Below are 17,196 nucleotides of genomic sequence, written 5' to 3'. Positions count from 1 at the left end.
ACGTGGCCTGACGCTTGACTCTTTCGATATGAGTGCGAAACTTGCGCTCTCCCATCTTATCTATCGTACGACAGAAAAAGGCGATGCCACGGTGTCACAGATCTCGCCGCGTCCGGGTCGCGGCCGCCCACGGCTGCTCCCGGGCAAGGTTGCGGCGAACCCTCGAGATCAGATCCTCGCTGCCGCCGCGGAGCTCTTCGTGGGCCGCGGCTATGCCGGCACCACCACCCGCGAGATCGCGGACGGTGCCGGGCTGAGGCAGGCGTCGATCTACTACCACTTCGGCAGCAAGGAGGAGATCCTCGCTGTGCTGCTGGAGCGCTCGGTCCAGGAGCGGGTCGAGCAGGCCGGGAAGATCGAGGCCGAGCTGGGGTCCGTGACTCCCGAGGTGGGCCTGTACGCCCTCGCCGTCAGCGACATGAGCGGCCTGGTCGCGATGCCCCACAACATCGGCATGCTCTACCGCCTCCCCGACGTCATCGCCTCACCCGTCTACGACCGCTACGACCATCTCCGCGGTGACCTCGTCGCCGGCTACGGACGGGTGGCGCAGCGGGCGGCGGGGGAGCGGATCTCTGCGAGCAGCGGCGAGCCGGGGCTCGGTGAGCTCCTCGTGCAGATGGTCGAGAGCGTCGTCAGCCTCCGTCGGGAGGACCGGGTCGGCAGCACGACCGTCGCGACGATCGCCTCGGCCTGCCTGCGGCTGTGCGGGATCGCCGAGGACGCGATCGAGCAGGCACGCGGGGCGGCCCTCACGGCGCTGGCGCGGGCTTAGATCTGCTCCTAGTGCATCCCCGGCTCGTGGGCCAGATGAGTCTCGGGCTCGAGCTGGAAGGTGGAGTGCTCGACGTCGAAGTGTCCGGTCAGACAGGCCTGGACCCGGTCGAGGACCTTCGGTGCGCTGCCGTCGTCGAAGCACTCCGGGCGCAGGGTCAGGTGCGCCGAGACCGCGGGTAGACCCGAGGTGACGGTCCAGGCATGCAGGTCGTGCACCTCGAGCACATCGTCGACCTCGAGCAGATGCCGGCGCAGGTCCTCGACGTCGACCTCCGCCGGCGCACCCTCGAGCAGGATCCGGCCGCTGTCGCGCAGCAGTCGGACACCGGCGTACGTCATCAGGGCGACCACCACGAGCGAGGCCATCGGATCGGCGCGGGTCCAGCCGGTGAGCAGGATGACGATCGCGGCGACGAGGGTGCCGATGAAGCCGTAGAGGTCGGAGAGCACGTGCTGGTAGGCGCCCTCGATGTTGAGCGAGGTGCGGTTGGCGCGCGCCATCAGGGCGGCCGCCACGATGTTGACGCCACAGCCGACGACCGCGACGACGAACATCGGCAGGCCTTCGGCGTCGGGCGGGTCGATCAGCCGCCTGACCGCCTCGACCCCCACGACCGCGGCGAAGACGAGCAGGGTGATCCCGTTGAGTGCGGCGGAGAGGATCTCGGCGCGCTTCCAGCCGTAGGTCCACTGCCCGTGCGCGGGTCGCGAGGCCAGCCGCATCGCCCACAGCGCTGCCGCGATCGCACCGATGTCGGTGAGCATGTGGCCGGCGTCGGCCAGCAGCGCGAGCGAGTTCGCGAGGATCGCGACCGTCACCTCGCCGATCAGGAACACACCCAGGAGCGTCATCGCGGCGATCAGGTAGCGCCGGTCGGCCGCCGGTGAGATGTGTTCGTGATCGTGGCCCATGTCAAGTGATCCTAGGCCGGAAATCAGGTTCTCGGCCGCGCCGTCCCATGGCAGGGTGGCCGCATGTCGCTCGCCGAGAACTTCCTGTCGCTGCACCTGCCAGGCACACCGCTGCTGATGCCCAACGCCTGGGACGCGGGCTCTGCCAAGGTCCTGGCCTCGCTGGGCTTCCAGGCCCTGGCCACGACCAGCAGCGGGTACGCCGCGACCCTCGGGCGGCTCGACGGCGAGGTCAGCCGGGACGAGGTGATCGCGCACGCGGCCGCGCTGGTCGAGGCGGTCCAGGTGCCGGTCTCGGCCGACCTGGAGGCCGGTTTCGCGGCCACCACGGCCGAGGTCGAGGAGACCTTCCGGCGTGCCGCGGCCACCGGTCTGGCGGGCGGTTCGATCGAGGACTACGCCGGAGTCGAGGAGGACACGATCTACTCCCGCGAGGAGGCCGCCGAGCGGGTCGCCGCGGCGGCCGCTGCGGCAGGCGACGGCTTCGTCCTCACCGCCCGCGCCGAGAACCACATCCGCGGCCGTGACGATCTCGACGACACCATCGCCCGTCTGCAGGCCTACCAGGAGGCGGGTGCCGACGTCCTCTTCGCGCCGGGGGTCGTCGCCGTCGAGGACATACGCCGCCTGGTGGGCGCCGTCGACCGCCCGGTCAACGTCCTGCTGCTCCCGGGCGGCCCGTCGGTCCCGGAGCTGGCCGAGGCGGGCGCGGCCCGCATCTCGGTGGGCGGCGCGTTCGCCTTCGCCGCCCTCGGCGCCGTCAAGCGCGCCGCCGAGGAGCTGCTCGGCGGCGGGACGACCGGTTACACGGAGCTGGCGGCCGAGGGTGCCAAGGCATTTCGCAGCGCTGGTTGACTGGGGGCGTGACCGATGAGCTGAAGGTCGTGCGCGCAGGGTTCGCGCCGATCAAGGGGACCAGGCATCTGGCCCACGACCGGCTGGTGCTCGATGACCTGGGAGTCGTCGGGGACCGCGGGTTCGCGCTGGTGTCGGTCGACACCAGCGCGCCGAGTAGGGGGCGGGTGCTGCGGACCGTGCAGCATCCCTCGCTGGTCGCGGTGCGGGCAGAGGTGGCCGGGGGCGGCCTCGAGATCGAGCTGCCGGGCGGCGAGACCGTCTCGGCCGAGCCGGTCGTGACCGGAGAGAGCATCATCTGCGACTACTGGGGCCGCGAGGTCGAGCTCGAGCTGCTCGACGGAGCCCACTCGGAGCTGTTCTCGCGGTGGCTCGGCCGGCCGGTGCGGCTGGCCCGTGCCCGCCGAGGTGACGTCGTCTTCGCCGGTGCGGTGTCGATGGTGACCACGGCGTCGCTGGCCGACCTCGCCCGACGGGTCGGCGACGAAGCCGCCCTCGCGGCGGCGCGGTTCCGGCCGAACCTGGTCGTCGAGACCGAGGAGCCCTATGCCGAGGACACCTGGCTCGGCCGGGAGGTCCAGGTCGGGGTGGCGAGACTCCGGATCGGCGTGCCCATCCCGCGGTGCGCCGTGATCGACATCCACCCGGAGACGGGGGAGCGGGACGTACGCCTGCTGAAGACGCTCGCCTCCCACCGGCCGCTCAACCGGGCCGGCGAGCCGGCGTTCGGGGTCTTCGCCGAGGTGGTCGCACCCGGGGTGGTGGGCTGAGCCGGGCCCCGGCGGGCAACGCGCAGGGAGCCGCGCAGGGAGCCGCGCCGGTGCGGATTCAGGTGGGCCTGCGTACGCTCCGGAATGTGGATATGCAAACGCTGTTGTCGCGCGACTCCGTCAAGGTCGCCCTCGTCGTCAACGCCGGCTCACGCCGTGGAGAGGACGCGCTGGCCTCGTCGGAGAAGATGCTCCGCGATGCGGGGATCGAGGACGTGCGCGCCTACGCAGTCCACTCGGGGGAGGAGCTGGAGAGCACGCTGGACGAGGTGGCCGCCGACCAGCCCGACCTGCTCGTCATCGGCGGCGGTGACGGCTCGGTGAGCGCCGCGGCGGCTCGGATCGCCGGGACCGACGTCGTGCTCGCCGTGCTGCCGCTCGGCACCGCCAACGACTTCGCCCGCACGCTCGAGCTGGACCAGGATCCGGAGACCGCGATCCAGCAGGTGCTCGAGGGAAAGATCATCAACGTCGACATCGGCAAGGCCAACGGCCACACCTATCTCAACGTCGCCTCCTTCGGTCTCTCCGTCGCGGTGACCGATGCCCTGGACCCTCGGCTGAAGAAGCTGATCGGGCCGGCGGCCTATCCGGTCGCCACGCTGCAGGCGTACCGTCATCACCGGCCGTTCACCGCCCGGCTGGAGTTCCCCGACGGTGACCACGACACGGTGGAGCTCGACGACCTGCTCCAGGTCGCGGTCGGCAACGGCCGCCACTACGGCGGCGGCAACACGGTCTCGCCCACGGCCTCGGTGGACGACGACCTGCTCGACGTCTACGCGATCGTCCGCGGCCGCATGCGCGACCACGTCTCCATCGCGCGGCTGCTGAAGAGCGGCCACTTCATCGAGCACGACCAGGTGCACCACGTGACCACCACGGCGGTGCGGATCACCACCGACGAGCCGATGCCGGTCAACCTCGACGGGGAGATCCTCACCGAGACGCCGACCGACTTCACCCTCGAGAGCAACGCGCTCCATGTCGCGGTGCCGATCCGCAGCCGTGCCGGCCGCCTCGACGGTCCGCCGCCGGACGTCCAGGACCAGGAGAGCTAAGGGCGACCGGCTCGGGGCACGTCGACCCGGATGGCCAGCAGCCGCGCCTCGGTGTTGGCCTTGCGCGGCTCCTCGAAGAAGTCGGGCGCGGCACAGGCGTACAGCGTCTTCCCGTCGCTGCCGCCCAGCATGCAGGCGAAGACGCCACCGCCCGGCTCGATCTGCTCGAGGATCTCGCCGCCCTCGGCGACCCTGACCAGCCGGCCGAAGACCGCGTCGGCGGTCCACACCGCGCCCTCTGCGTCCAGGCAGCAGCCGTCGGGTGCCAGGACGGCATCGCCCATCGCCTCCCCGAACGCGGTGTGGGTGGTGAGCTCGCCGAACTTCGCCCACATACGCCGGTTGGTCAGCGACCCGTCCGCGGCGATGTCGAAGGCACTGATCCGGTTGCCGCAGGTCTCGTCGACGATGAGCGTGCCGTCGTCGGTGATCACGCTGCCGTTGGGGAACCACAGGTCGTCGGCGACCTCGGCCACGGTCCCGTCCGGGTCGACCCGAAGCAGCACCGTCGAGGCCACGTCGGCGCCCGCCATGATGTCGAAGCCGAAGTTTCCGACGTACGCCCTGCCCTGATCGTCGACCACCATGTCGTTGAGGTGGTGGTCGACGTGGCCGCTGAGGTCGGCATGGGTGACCAGCGAGCCGTCGCTCTCGCGGCGCAGGATCCGGCGGTCGCGCATCGAGACGACGAGGAGATGGCCGTCGGGGAGCCAGCCCAGCCCGGACGGCTGCCCCGGCACCTCCGCCTCGACCCGGAGGTCCGACCCGTCCTCCCGCGCCGAGTAGACCTTGTAGGAGTAGAAGTCCACGAACCAGATCCGGTCCTGGTGCCACCTCGGGCACTCCAGGTAGTGCAGGTCCTCCACAACGGTGCTGATCTCTCGGGCCACGACGAACGCTCCTCTGGTCGACTGCCCCCATCATGCCGAGAAGTCACCCCCGTCGGGCGAGAAGTCACGTACGTCGGCCGAGAAGTCACTTACGTCGGGCGAGCTGGCACCGAGGTGGCATCTCGGCCGACCGGAGTGACGTCTCGGCCGACGGGGGTGACGTCTCGGCTACTCCTCCAGGCGCCAGGCGGCCTTGAGGGAGAGCTGGCCGCCGGTCTGGAGCAGGGCGCGGCTGTAGAGACGCTCGGCGAGGCGTACGAGGGCAACGCCGAAGGCGATGAGCAGGGCCAGGGCGATGATCGGCTCCCACCAGGCGGCGGTGCCGTCGACCAGCCGCATCGGCATCAGCACCGCGGAGAGCGGCGGGATGTAGGAGCCGATCCGCTCGCCGACGCCGTCGAGGTAGAGGGCGCCGAAGAACATCACCATGAGCAGCATCGTGATCGGGGTGGAGGAGGACTGCAGGTCCTCGGTGCGCGAGGCGAGCGCGCCCGCGACCGCCCACAGGGTGGAGAGCACCACGAAGCCGACCAGGAAGAAGACGACGAACCACCCGATCGCCCCCGACAGGGCCGGCAGCGCGAAGCTGAAGTCGGTCAGGCTCAGTCCGACCAGTCCGACGGCCACGTAGATGAGCATCTGCCCGACGGCGATGACGGCGTTGCCGATGATCTTGCCGGCCAGCAGCTGGCGCAGCGGCACGGCCGCGGCGATCATCTCCACGATCCTCGACTGCTTCTCCTCCACGACGCTGTTGGCCAGTGTCATCCCGAACATGATCGAGGCGAAGTAGAAGACGATGGCGAGGGCGTACCCGACCACCCAGCGGATCGCACTCAGCTCGCTGTCGCCCTCGATCTGGTCGAGCGCGACCGCCGAGCCCTTGGTCAGCTCGGCCGCGCTGGTGCCAGCCGCTTCGGCGTTCCCGGTGAGGACGATCGCCTCGACCGCCTGTTCGACCACGCCGCGCAGCTCGGAGTCGGCCTCCGCGAGCGTGAGCAGAGTCCAACCGTCCGCGTCCGGATGCAGGTACGCGTCGATCTGCTCCTCCTCGAGCGCGTGCTCGGCGGCGTCCGCGTCGTCGACGGCGACGGGCTCGATGTGCACCTTCTCATCGATCTCGGTCGACCGTTCGGCGATGTTCTCGACCATGGCCTGTGACGTCGTCGAGGAGTAGGCGACCTCGTACGTCTTCTCCCGACTCTCGCTCCACGCGGCGAAGCCGAGCGCGCCCACGATCACGGCGAGCATGATCACGGTGCCGATGATGGTCGACTTGTCCGTGACGCGGACGGCGATCTCGCGGCGCGCGACGATCTGCCAGACAGGTTGCGTCCTCATGCGGTGACCTCCCGGTAGATCTCGGACAGGCGGGGTACGACGCGGTGGAAGTCGAGCACGCTCCCGCGGGCGGTGGCCTCGGCGAGCAGCTTCTGCTCGGCGCCGTCGGAGACGATCTCGATCTCGGCCTCGGGACCGGAGACGTCGCGGACGTGGAGGCCCGGTACGTCGCGTACCCAGCCGGCGTCGCCGCCGAGCACGAGCCGGTAGCGCAGCGCGGCCTCGGCACGCAGCTCCTCGCCCGTCCCCTGAGCGACCACCCGGCCGCGGGCCATGACCACGAGGCGGTCGCACAGCCGGTCAACCAGGTCGAGCTGGTGGGAGGAGAAGACGACGGGTACGCCGTCGCGAGCGTGCTCGCGCAGCAGGTCGGCCATCGCGTCGATGGCGTCGGGATCGAGCCCCGAGAACGGCTCGTCGAGGACCAGCGCCATCGGAGCCGGGACGAGCGCGGCGATGATCTGGACGCGCTGCTGGTTGCCGAGGGACAGCTTCTCCAGCGGGTCCTTCGTGCGCCCGCCGAGACCGAACCGCTCCAGCAGCACGGTGATCTCCCGGCGCGCGTCGGCGGCGCTCATGCCGCGGAGCCTGGCCAGGTAGACCAGCTGCTCCAGGATCGGCTGCTTCGGGTAGAGGCCGCGCTCCTCGGGCATGTAGCCGAACCGGCGCCGGTCCTCACGGGTCACCTCGTGCCCCTGCCAGGAGACCGTGCCGGCGTGAGCGGCCAGCACCCCCATGATCATCCGCATGGTGGTGGTCTTCCCGGCACCGTTGCCGCCCACGAACCCGGTGAGCCCACCGGACGGGACCGGGAAGGACACGTCGTCGACGGCGACCATGTCGCCGAAGCGGCGGGTCAGCCCGCTGACCTCGAGCATCGATTCTCCTCTGTGTGTCGGAAACGTTCGAGACTCACGCTATTTCAGTGCCGCGCCGGGCGGATCCGTCGTGAGGATGACCCCGCTCTCAGCCGTTGGGCTCAGCTGTTGGGCGGGCCTGCGGGCAGCAGCCCGTGACGGTGGATGAAGACCACCGTCTGAACCCGGTCGCGCAGCTGCAGCTTGGCCAGGCAGGCCGACACGTGCGTCTTCACGGTCGCCTCGGTCAGGAACAACCGGCGGGCGATCTCGTTGTTGCTCAGCCCCTCGCCGATGAGCAGGAGCACCTCTCGCTCGCGGGCGGTGAGCAGGTCGAGCTCTCTGGGTGGCTTCGGTCTCGCCGCCGCCGGGGCGTTGTCGCTGTTCACCCGGCCGATCACCCGCATCGTGACCTCCGGGGCCAGCAGCGCGTGACCGTCGGCGGCCGCGCGCACGGCCTCGGCCAGCGAGTCGGGGTCGGCGTTCTTGAGCAGGAAGCCGCTGGCGCCGGCCGCGAGCGCGTCGAAGAGATAGTCGTCGCGGTCGAAGGTGGTCAGGATGATCACCTTGGCCTGCCCCTCGGTGACCACCGTACGCGTCGCCTCGATGCCGTCGGTGCCGGGCATCTGCACGTCCATCAGCACCACGTCGGGCTGCAGCTCGCGTGCCTTGGCGATCGCGTCCGCGCCGTCGGAGGCCTCGCCGACCACCGAGATGTCATCCTCCAACGAGAGGATGAGACGGAACCCGGAGCGCACCAGCTGCTGGTCGTCGGCGAGCAGCACGCGGATCATCGTGCCGCCCCTGCCGAGAGGACGTGGGAGTCGAGCGGGAACCTCACCCTCACCCGGTAACCCTGCACGGCCCTTGGTCCGATGTCGACCTCCGCCTTCCGGATGGCCGCCCGCTCGCGGACACCCAGCAGGCCCAGGCCGCTGCCCGAGGTGCCGTGCCGGGGCCGGCCGTTGTCGGTGATCTCGACCTCGGCGTACGGCGCCGCCGCCGAACGGTCGACGCGGAGGACGACCTGGGCGCGGTCGGCGGTGGAGTGGCGGCGGACGTTGGCGAGCGCCTCCTGGACGATGCGGTAGACCGAGTGCGCCAGCGGCGTGGGCAGCTCGTCGACCGGTCCGACGGCCTCGTAGTCGACCCGCAGCCCGTCCTCCCTGATCTCGTCCAGGAGCGCCGGCAGGTCCTCGAGGCGCGGTTCGGGGCGGCGTACTTCCGCCGAGTTCTCGGTTTCCTCGTCGCCGACCGGGTCGCGCAGGGTGCCGGGCAGCGACCGCATCTGGGTGACCGCCTCGCGCGCGGAGGTCTCGACGTTGCCGAGCGCCTCGGCGGCACCCTCGATGTCGTCGGGACGGCCGCGCTCGAGGAGCTTGCGCCCGGCGGCGGCCTGGACACCGACGACCGCGACGTGGTGGGCGACGACGTCGTGCAGCTCGCGGGCGATGCGCAGTCGCTCGTCGATCACGGCGCGCCGCTGGAGCTGTCCGGACTGGGCCGCGATGGTCGCGGCCTGCTGGGCGAGCTCGGCCTTCTGCCGTGCACCGCGCCAGGCGACCTGGCCGCCGACGATCGCACCGGCGAAGTAGAGCAGGTTGATGACGGTGGTGAGCAGCACGTACGCGGCCACCGGGCCGATCAGCGAGGAGCCTTCCGCGTCGGCGGTCGCCTCCCGGAACTCGTCGATGCCGCTGCCGACCGCGAACTGCCAGGCGAGCCAGGCGAACATGAACAGGGTGATCAGCCCCATCACGACGACCATGTCCCGCCGGCGCCGTGCCCAGGCCGCGCCGGCGAAGAAGGCCACGAAGTAGATGATCTGCATGGGCAGCAGACCCATCACCATGGGGAGCCACACTCCGGTGACGAACATGTGGAGACCGGCCAGGAGCGCGACCGTGAGCGGGAAGCGCCGCCGGAAGACCAGCAGCGCTGCGCCGACGAACACCGCTGCCCACTCGACCCAGGTCGGGGCATCGCTGGAGTCGAGCGTCCCGACCCCTCGGATCAGCTCCAGGGTGATCAGGCTGGCGGCGAGCACGCTCACCCCGACCAGCCAGTCGCCGGCCGAGATGGAACCCTCCCGCTCCCAGTCGTCGTCGGTCGCGAAGAAGGTCGCCAGCCGGCCGGAGGAGCCGGCGTCGTCGTGCACAGTCACCCGGCCAACCCTAGTTCCAGGGACGGGCGCCGTCCTCAGTCGGAAGTCGGAGTCACGGGGCCGGTCAGTCGACGGTCAGCAGGTCGCGTACGACATGGCCTGCCGAGTCCACCCCGGAGCTGCCGCCCTCGACGAGCGCGGCGACGGCGATGCGGTCGTCGTACGCCGTGAACCAGCCGTTGGTGTGGTCGCCCTCCTCCGCGGTGCCGGTCTTGGCGCCGACGCCGGGGAGATCGCCGACACGCGGCGCAGCCGAGCCGTGGGAGGCCGCGGCCGCCATCATGGTCCGCAGGTGGCCCGCGGTGCGTGCGGAGATCGGGCGGGGAGCCTTCGCCTGCGGCTGGTTCTTCCTGATGATCGGCTGCTCGAACCCGCCGTTGGCCACCGTCGCGGCGATCGAGGCGATGAACAGCGGGGTGGCGGTGACCTTGCCCTGGCCGATGAACTGGGCAGCCTGATCGCCGCCCTCGACATTCGGCGGGATGGAGGGGTCACGCGTGCCGACACCGCCGCCGATCGACCACGATCCCATGCCGAACACATCGGTCGCCCCGGTGGAGCGCGGAGGCGTCGCCGTCGTTGACCAGGTGGTTGAAGCCGTCCTTGATGAACGCGGTGTTGCACGAGACCGTGAACGCCTCCGCGATGGTGGCGCCCTCGTCGGGGCTGACGCCGGGGTCGTTGCCGAAGGTCTGGCCGTTGGCGAGCACCGAGTCGGGGCACGGGGCGGCGCTGCCGGGGTGCAGCCCCGCGAGGTCGAAGAGCGCGGCGGCGGAGACGATCTTCAGCGTCGATCCCGGCGCCTTGACCGCGTTGATCGCGATGTTGCCGCTGTCTCCGGAGTAGGCGATCGCCAGGATGTGCCCGGTGCGCCAGTCCAGCGCCACGACCCCGGCCGGCTTCCCACCGAGCACCGGGTTCTTGAGCGCCTTCTCGGCGGCCGCCTGGAGGCGGGCGTCGATGGTCGTACGGATCGCCGGAGCCTTCGACGAGGCCAGCACCGCGAGCGTCTTGACCTGGGCTCCGGCGGAGTCGACGATCGCGACGCCGTGGCCGGGCCTGCCGCCGTCGCCGTCGGCGTTGTCCCGGATGGAGCCGGCGATGTCGCCCAGCGACGGGAAGTCCTGGAGGCCCTTCCGCCCGTCGGCGGTGGTCGGCCGGACGGTCATGAACTCGTCCGTGAGCTCACCGGCGACCAGCGACTGGCCGGTCGTGAGCTCGGGGTGCAGCACGGTGTGGTCCCACCGCACCGCCGTGTAGCCGTCCTCGTCCTGGACGACACCGAGCGCGCTCCGGTACGCCCACCGCCCGTCGTTCACGTTCGCCACCACGTCGAAATCGACGGTGGTCGTGCCGCCGGCCGACGAGGATCGGCGCACCGCCAGCCCTTTGAAGGCGATCTTCGTGAGACCGAGGTCGTCGGCGTACGACTGGAGTGTTGCCGTCGCGGAGTCGGGCGCGTCGGTGAGCGCCCCGGCCTCGGCCGGCTCGTCGCGCGCCCAGCCGTCGAGGAACGCCTGCGCGGCTTTCGTCGCCGCGGCGGCCGACGGCGGCTCGCTCGATCTCTCGTCCGGGTCGTAGGTGTTCGTCGTGTCCCGGAAGACGAAGAACCACCCCGCGCCCATGAGGACGAGCAGCGCCAGGCCACCGCAGATGATGGCGGTGTCCGCCCTCCGAGTCATGGGCGGAGAGTAAAGCGATACCCGGCCCCGCATGACCGATACTGCGGACTGTTACCCGGCTGTTCTCATCCCCGCTGTTCGAGCCGGCGTCGTGCGTGACGACGCCGGCTCGAACAGCGGATCACTTGGATCAGCGAGCTCCGGTGGTGCGCTGACGCTTGCGCGAGCGCGAGCCGGGGCGGCTCTTCCGGTTGCCGGTGCCCTCGCCGGCGGGGCGGCGGGGAGGCTGCTGGGCGGCGACCGGGACGAACGGGCCGGGGTGGTTGCGCTCGCCCGGAGCCAGCTCGATGAGGATCGGGTGGTTCGGACCCTCGAGGCGCGTGGTGGTCGGCTTGATCCCAGCGGCTCGGGTCATGGTGCGTACGTCCTTGACCTGGTCGGGCAGCATCAGCGTGACGACGGTGCCGGAGGCGCCGGCGCGGGCCGTACGCCCCGAGCGGTGCAGGTAGGCCTTGTGCTCGGCGGGCGGGTCGGCGTGGACCACGAGGGTGACGTCGTCGACGTGGATCCCGCGGGCGGCGATGTCGGTGGCCACGAGGGTGGTCGCCCGGCCGGAGTGGAAGGCGTCCAGGTTGCGCACGCGGGCGTTCTGGGAGAGGTCGCCGTGGAGCTCGACGGCAGGGATCCCGGCGCGGCCGAGCTGGCGGGCGAGGCCCTTGGCGCCGTGCTTGGTGCGGGTGAAGACGACGGTGCGGCCCGGCGCGGCGGCCAGGTCGGCGAGCACCGGGATGCGGTGCTCGCGGGCGGCGAGGTGGAGGACGTGGTGCTCCATCTCGGCGACCGGCGACTGGGCCGAGTCGGCCTCATGGATGACCGGCTGCTGGAGGAACTGCTTGACCAGCACGTTGACGCCCTTGTCGAGCGTGGCGCTGAACAGGAGGCGCTGGCTGCCCTTGGGCGTCGTCGCCAGCAGCCTGCGCACGGCGGGCAGGAAGCCGAGGTCGGCCATGTGGTCGGCCTCGTCGAGCACGGTGATCTCGATCGAGGACAGGTCGGCGTGACGCTGCGCGATCAGGTCCTCGAGGCGGCCGGGGCAGGCGAGCACGACGTCTGCGCCCTTGCGCAGGCCGACGACCTGCGGGTTCTGGCCGACGCCACCGAAGATGGTCTGCATGCTCAGGCCCGCCTCTGCGGCGAGCGGACGCAGCGCCTCTTCGATCTGGCGGACGAGCTCACGGGTCGGCGCGAGGATGAGGGCACGCGGCTTGCCCGACTTCGCCTTCGGACCGCCGGCGAGGCGGGCGACGAGCGGAAGCAGGAAGGCGTACGTCTTGCCGGACCCGGTCCGTCCACGGCCGAGCACATCGCGGCCGGCGAGGGAGTCAGGCAGCGTCGCGGCCTGGATCGGGGTGGGGGAGGTGATGCCGTGGCGATCGAGGACGGCGGTGAGGTCTGCGGGCACGCCAAGCGCGCTGAAGCTCTGCTGAGACAAGGAGAAGTCAACTTTTCATAAGCGAGGTGTCTCGCCATAGATGAGTTACCGAGTCCAGAGTTCGGCGAGAGCGGCCGGGGGCAAGACCGGAACGGGCCGCTGTTGAAACCGATACTACCGGTAGGTGACCCGTCTACCAGCATCGTGGACGCGTGGGCTCGGTCACGCCCACGGATCGACGAGGATCTTCGCGTGCGTCTCCGGGTCGGCCAGGTCCGAGAACGCCTGTGCGACGCCGTCGAGCCCGACGGTGCCGGTGTGCAGCGGCGAAGGGTCGACCTTCCCGCCGGCGATCAGCTCGAGCGTGCGCGCGAACTCCGCCGGGTCGTAGCCGAAGACGAACCGCAGGTCGATCTCCTTGTGGATCGCGACCGCGGGGCGGATCGTGTCAGGCTGCATGCACACCCCGACCACCACGACGCGCGTGTGCAGCGGCGCTGCGGTCATGATCTGCTCGAGCATCCCCGGCACGCCGACGCACTCGAAGACCACCGGCCCGGTCGGTGACTGCCCGAGGCGATCGGCGTTGAGCAGCACGGTCTCCCAGGGCAGCAGCGGGATGCGGCGTACGACCTGCATCGCGTCGATCCCGAAGCTCAGGTAGTCGGGCAGCGATGTCACCGGCCCGCGCTGCCGGTAGGCGTCCCAGGGCGAGGACTCGCGCGGGTCGACGACCACGTCGGCACCGCACTCGACCGCCAGCGCGCGACGCGCGGGGGAGAGGTCGGAGGCGACGACCGTCTTCACCCCCTGCGCCTTGAGCATCAAGATGACGGCCAGGCCGATCGGGCCACAGCCGATGACCACGGCCGGGCGCCGGGCGGAGACCGCGCCACGGCGTACGGCATGGAGGGCCACGGCGAGGGGCTCGGTGAAGACCGCCAGCTCGGGCTCGACCTCCTCGGGCACCGGGAAGGTGAACGCCTCCTGGACGACGCAGTACTCCGCGAAGCCGCCGGGGGAGTCGACGTCGAAGCCGACCATGTGGATCGCCCCGTCCGTACGCAGCACCGGCAGCGCCGTCACCGAGGTGCCCGGCTTCCAGCGTCCACGTGTCTGGGGTCCGTAGGCCACGACCGAGCCCAGGAGCTCGTGCCCCAGGACGATCTCCTGCTCGGGCGTCATCGCGGTGGTGTAGCCGAGCTCGGTCACGACCTCGTTGAGCTCGTCGCTGTGCTCGCGGACGTGCAGGTCGGAGCCGCAGATCCCGGCGCGGAGCACCTTGATCAGCAGCTGTCCCGGCCCGGGCTCGGGCCGCGGCACCGACCGCACCGAGAGCTCGCCGTCGTGGACCACCGTTGCGCGCATCTGAGTCATCGGCGCTGACGCTACCTCAGCTGGCCCGCAGCGACCCGTCATCAGTGATTCGGTGCAGGTGGGCGGTGAACGAGTGCTGGTGGTCGACGCGCGGCAGTCGTAGCGCGGCGCCGGTGACCAGGTGCAGGGTGACGTCGATGCGTGGGTTGGCCTTGCGCTCGTCGACGACACCGGTGTCGATGCTTGTCACGTCCTCCCAGAGGACGACGTCGGTGTGCCGGGCGTACTCCAGGACCAGGCCACCTTCGTAGAGCCCGAGATCCACCGCGAACGGACGCCGCAGCCCGAGCCAGACCAGCCGGAACCCGAGGATCAGCCCCGCCAGCGCAACCAGACAGCCGGCCAGCACGAGCACAGTCGGCAGTCGAGGCCGAGTGGCGCCCCAGGCGCCGAGCGCGATGAGTGCCGGGCCGAGGACCAGCCCGGTGGCCGCCAGCCACGCCCGTCCATGCGCGGGGTGGGTGCTCAGCCGGATGCCGAGGTCCTCGCTGAGCGCTTCCTCGCCCGGCGTACGCAGCCACGTCCGCCGCGTCGGCAGCACCACCAGTCCGAGCACGGTGAGCGCGATCCCGCCCCAGAGCACCGGTTCGCGGGCCATCCCGAGGATGCGGGCCGGCCACGGGTTGATCGCGTGCTCGCCATAGGCGTCAGAGTCGACGACCCACATCCGGAAGGTCGCCTTCGAGGGGTCGGGGTCGCGGCCGATGTCGCGCAGGGTGCCGTGGATGCTCCCGGTGACCTGCTCGCCGCCGACGCGCCACTGGCCGCGGCAGGAGGTGATCTCGCCGGTGCCGCCGTCGAACTCGCAGCGCTCCACCACGCTCACCTCCGCCCACTGCCCGCTGTTCCAGCGGTCGGCGGCCTGCTGTGCCATGACGGTGGCCGGGAGCAGCATCGCCAGCGCGCCGAGGCCCAGGGTGATGAGCGCGACAGCGATCGACGTGCGCCGATTCAGCCGGATGACCCGGCGAGATGGGGCGATGAGACGGGACTTGGGGCCGGTGGTGGGGAGCACGAGGCCTTTCACATCGAGACTGGAGGGACGTCGCCGAGAGGCATCGGAAGTCTAGTCGCATGCCCCTACGGCATCGCGTCGGACCGAGCCGGATCCAGCGCATACCGGCATGGCTGAGGCGCAGACCAAGTACGTTGGGTCGCATGCGGCTGCTGGCTCCCTACCATCAGGACGACCTCCTTCCGACCCTCTCCGAGGAGCTGCCACCAGACTGGGCCGACGCGATCATCACCGCGGACCTCCCGGCCGGTGCGGACGGGTGGGAGCGGCTGGCGCCGATCTACTCGGCCGTGGCAGAGGGCGTGGCTGGCGCCCAGGTGAGCCCGACGGTGGTGTCTGGGTGCTGCTGCGTCAGTCTCGGCACGCTGGCCGGACTTCAGCGGGCGGGGATCGACCCCGCGGTCGTGTGGATCGACGCGCACGGGGACGTACAGACGATGGAGACCTCTGCGTCCGGCTATCTCGGTGGGATGCCGTTGCGGATGATGGCGGGCTATCGGCCGGACCTGGTCGCAGACGAGATCGGCCTCCGGCCGATCCAGGAGAGTCGACTCGTCCTCGTCGACGCGCGTGACCTCGACGAGCCCGAGGCCGCCTACCTGGAGACCGCGCAGATCCGCCGCACCAGCGTCGTGGAGCTCGACGAGAGTGCCCTTCCCGACGGCCCGCTCCTACTCCACGTCGACCTCGACGTGATCGACCCGGCCGACCTGCCGGGTCTGCGGTTCCCAGTCGACGGCGGCCCGTCAGCGGCTCAGGTCGTGGAGGCCGTACGTAGGGTGCAGGCCACCGGAAGGGTGGCCGCCTTCGACCTCGCGGCGACCTGGGACCCGGCCGCCCCCGATCCGGATGGCCTGCGAAGAAGCCTTGCGGACGAACTGCTCAACCAGGACGCGAGCTGGGCAGGAGCGATCGTCGATCGGCGGTAGCCGCCTGTCGAATCCGTTCCTCCGGAAGTTGCGAACATCTCGATGAGTCTCGCAGGAATCAAGCGCATGGTCGTGGGAGTCCGACAAACCGATCTCGCACGTCTATCCGGGGCCGGGGCTCAACCTGGTCACGCTGGACGGCGAGGAGCGCGGGGTGGTCGCCCCCGACGAGGACGGCAAGGAGCTCTGGCGCGACGAGCGACACCCCTACGACTACATCACCGTCTACGAGGACCAGAAGCTGATCGCAGCGAGCTGGTATGTCGCCATCGCCTCCAGCGAGGGCAGCGACAGCGACAACGGTGATGTCGTGTTCGACTACGACGGCGAGGTCGTCTGGGAGAACACCGATTCAGATGTCAGTCTCCACGGCATTGCCGAGGACGGCGACTACATGGTCCGCACCGGGGACAAGCTGGCGAAGCTCGATCCCACGAGCAAGGAGGAGGACTGGAGCATCACCGGGCAGGAGTTCGCCTACGCCGGCGATGCGACCTTCGTCCTCGACGGCGACCAGCTGACTCGTTTCGCCGAGGACAGCGACGAGCAGGAGTGGAGCACCGAGCTGCCTGCGGGCCATGCCGAAGGTCTGGAACAGGACTATCTGCTCCGCCTTCACGCCAACGACGACCTCGTCCTGGTGGCGTCCGGCAGTCTGTTCGCCTTCGACCAGAAGTCAGGCAAGAGCCTGTGGACCGAGGACACCTCCGGCGACGTGATGAGCGTCGCCGGCGACAGGTACGCAGTCTCACCGCCGTACTCCTACGACGAGACCACGGGTGAGTCGGTGAGCCCGAAGCCGCCCTTCCCGATCTTCGGCAAGGAGGGCGAGGTGGGGAGCCTCGACATCGTCGAAGGAGGCTTCGGGTGGCTGGCGGTCGAGGTTGTCGAGGTTCAGGGGGAGGAGATGACGCTGCAGAGGTCGAGTGGCGGCCTCTACGACATCGAAGGCACCTTGGCCGAGGACGGATACGCCGACGTCGCGCAAATCCTCGACGAGGGTGTTTACACCGTCGAGAATGCGACGATCGGGTACCAGGAATGGGGCAGTGACGAGCCGGAGTGGACGCTCACGCTCGATGATGTCGAGTCCCTGGCGACGGAAGACGACCCCGGCCAGGATGTGGAGGTAGCCGCCGGAGCGGGCGCGATCTTCGTCAATGACGAGCACACCGTCTGGCGCTATGAGTGAGT

At 70.4% G+C, this 17,196-nt stretch carries 17 protein-coding genes; 6 read left to right on the top strand and 11 right to left on the bottom strand.

Annotated features, from left to right (window positions below; genetic code table 11):
* Positions 1 to 91: 91 nt before the first annotated feature.
* Positions 92 to 775 carry a TetR family transcriptional regulator gene (locus tag BJ988_RS12405; protein ID WP_179658272.1) on the top strand — a complete coding sequence of 228 codons (684 nt, stop codon included), beginning with the start codon at positions 92 to 94 and terminating at the stop codon, positions 773 to 775.
* Between the two features lie 8 nt (positions 776 to 783).
* On the opposite strand, the gene BJ988_RS12400 is transcribed toward BJ988_RS12405, so the two are convergent.
* Entirely contained in the window at positions 784 to 1,689 is a 906-nt protein-coding gene (locus tag BJ988_RS12400; protein ID WP_179658271.1) for a cation diffusion facilitator family transporter, read from the bottom strand.
* 63 nt (positions 1,690 to 1,752) lie between these two features.
* Here BJ988_RS12400 and BJ988_RS12395 point away from each other — a divergent pair, with 63 nt between their 5' ends.
* The 3 genes from BJ988_RS12395 to BJ988_RS12385 all read left to right on the top strand — a co-directional run bounded on the left by BJ988_RS12395 (position 1,753) and on the right by BJ988_RS12385 (position 4,375).
* On the top strand, positions 1,753 to 2,544 hold the full coding sequence (locus BJ988_RS12395) for an isocitrate lyase/PEP mutase family protein (RefSeq protein WP_179658270.1): 792 nt from the start codon (positions 1,753 to 1,755) through the stop codon (positions 2,542 to 2,544).
* A gap of 8 nt (positions 2,545 to 2,552) precedes the next feature.
* Positions 2,553 to 3,314 (top strand): MOSC domain-containing protein, encoded by a 762-nt coding sequence (locus BJ988_RS12390; RefSeq protein ID WP_179658269.1) that lies wholly within the window; start codon positions 2,553 to 2,555, stop codon positions 3,312 to 3,314.
* Positions 3,315 to 3,406: 92 nt separating this feature from the next.
* Positions 3,407 to 4,375: a lipid kinase gene (locus tag BJ988_RS12385; protein ID WP_179661468.1), complete on the top strand. Its 969-nt coding sequence runs from the start codon at positions 3,407 to 3,409 to the stop codon at positions 4,373 to 4,375.
* Here BJ988_RS12385 and BJ988_RS12380 read toward each other — a convergent pair.
* From BJ988_RS12380 to BJ988_RS12340, 10 genes are all read right to left on the bottom strand, one after another.
* Positions 4,372 to 5,265 (bottom strand): SMP-30/gluconolactonase/LRE family protein, encoded by an 894-nt coding sequence (locus BJ988_RS12380; protein WP_179658268.1) that lies wholly within the window; start codon positions 5,263 to 5,265, stop codon positions 4,372 to 4,374. The genes BJ988_RS12385 and BJ988_RS12380 overlap by 4 nt on opposite strands.
* Before the next feature lie 168 nt (positions 5,266 to 5,433).
* Positions 5,434 to 6,606 (bottom strand): ABC transporter permease, encoded by a 1,173-nt coding sequence (locus tag BJ988_RS12375; RefSeq protein WP_179658267.1) that lies wholly within the window; start codon positions 6,604 to 6,606, stop codon positions 5,434 to 5,436.
* Positions 6,603 to 7,484 carry an ABC transporter ATP-binding protein gene (locus BJ988_RS12370; RefSeq protein ID WP_179658266.1) on the bottom strand — a complete coding sequence of 294 codons (882 nt, stop codon included), beginning with the start codon at positions 7,482 to 7,484 and terminating at the stop codon, positions 6,603 to 6,605. The genes BJ988_RS12375 and BJ988_RS12370 overlap by 4 nt, the downstream gene beginning before the upstream one ends.
* A gap of 101 nt (positions 7,485 to 7,585) precedes the next feature.
* Complete coding sequence (locus BJ988_RS12365) at positions 7,586 to 8,257, bottom strand: response regulator (protein WP_179658265.1); 672 nt, start codon at positions 8,255 to 8,257, stop codon at positions 7,586 to 7,588.
* Positions 8,254 to 9,627, bottom strand: coding sequence for a histidine kinase (locus BJ988_RS12360; RefSeq protein ID WP_218860811.1), 1,374 nt, complete (start codon positions 9,625 to 9,627; stop codon positions 8,254 to 8,256). Before BJ988_RS12360 ends, BJ988_RS12365 begins: the two co-directional genes overlap by 4 nt.
* A gap of 64 nt (positions 9,628 to 9,691) precedes the next feature.
* On the bottom strand, positions 9,692 to 10,159 hold the full coding sequence (locus BJ988_RS30980; protein WP_218860809.1) for a penicillin-binding transpeptidase domain-containing protein: 468 nt from the start codon (positions 10,157 to 10,159) through the stop codon (positions 9,692 to 9,694).
* Positions 10,119 to 11,309 (bottom strand): NTF2-like N-terminal transpeptidase domain-containing protein, encoded by a 1,191-nt coding sequence (locus BJ988_RS12355; protein ID WP_218860807.1) that lies wholly within the window; start codon positions 11,307 to 11,309, stop codon positions 10,119 to 10,121. The genes BJ988_RS30980 and BJ988_RS12355 overlap by 41 nt, the downstream gene beginning before the upstream one ends.
* 130 nt (positions 11,310 to 11,439) lie before the next feature.
* Entirely contained in the window at positions 11,440 to 12,741 is a 1,302-nt protein-coding gene (locus tag BJ988_RS12350; protein ID WP_179658264.1) for a DEAD/DEAH box helicase, read from the bottom strand.
* A 162-nt stretch (positions 12,742 to 12,903) separates the two neighbouring features.
* A complete protein-coding gene (locus BJ988_RS12345; protein WP_246321469.1) occupies positions 12,904 to 14,058 on the bottom strand; it encodes a zinc-binding dehydrogenase in 1,155 nt (384 codons plus the stop codon).
* A gap of 16 nt (positions 14,059 to 14,074) precedes the next feature.
* A complete protein-coding gene (locus BJ988_RS12340; protein WP_179658263.1) occupies positions 14,075 to 15,085 on the bottom strand; it encodes a hypothetical protein in 1,011 nt (336 codons plus the stop codon).
* 131 nt (positions 15,086 to 15,216) lie between these two features.
* Here BJ988_RS12340 and BJ988_RS12335 point away from each other — a divergent pair, with 131 nt between their 5' ends.
* Both BJ988_RS12335 and BJ988_RS12330 read left to right on the top strand, forming a co-directional pair.
* The gene (locus BJ988_RS12335; protein ID WP_179658262.1) at positions 15,217 to 16,002 is read left to right on the top strand and encodes an arginase family protein; all 786 of its coding nucleotides are present in this window, start codon (positions 15,217 to 15,219) and stop codon (positions 16,000 to 16,002) included.
* Positions 16,003 to 16,156: 154 nt separating this feature from the next.
* Complete coding sequence (locus BJ988_RS12330; RefSeq protein ID WP_179658261.1) at positions 16,157 to 17,194, top strand: outer membrane protein assembly factor BamB family protein; 1,038 nt, start codon at positions 16,157 to 16,159, stop codon at positions 17,192 to 17,194.
* The last annotated feature ends 2 nt before the right edge of the window (positions 17,195 to 17,196 follow it).

It is taken from the genome of Nocardioides panzhihuensis (genome assembly GCF_013408335.1).
Lineage (GTDB): Bacteria > Actinomycetota > Actinomycetes > Propionibacteriales > Nocardioidaceae > Nocardioides > Nocardioides panzhihuensis.
Note: the sequence above shows the minus strand (reverse complement) of the source record. Positions and strands in the feature narration are given on the sequence as shown.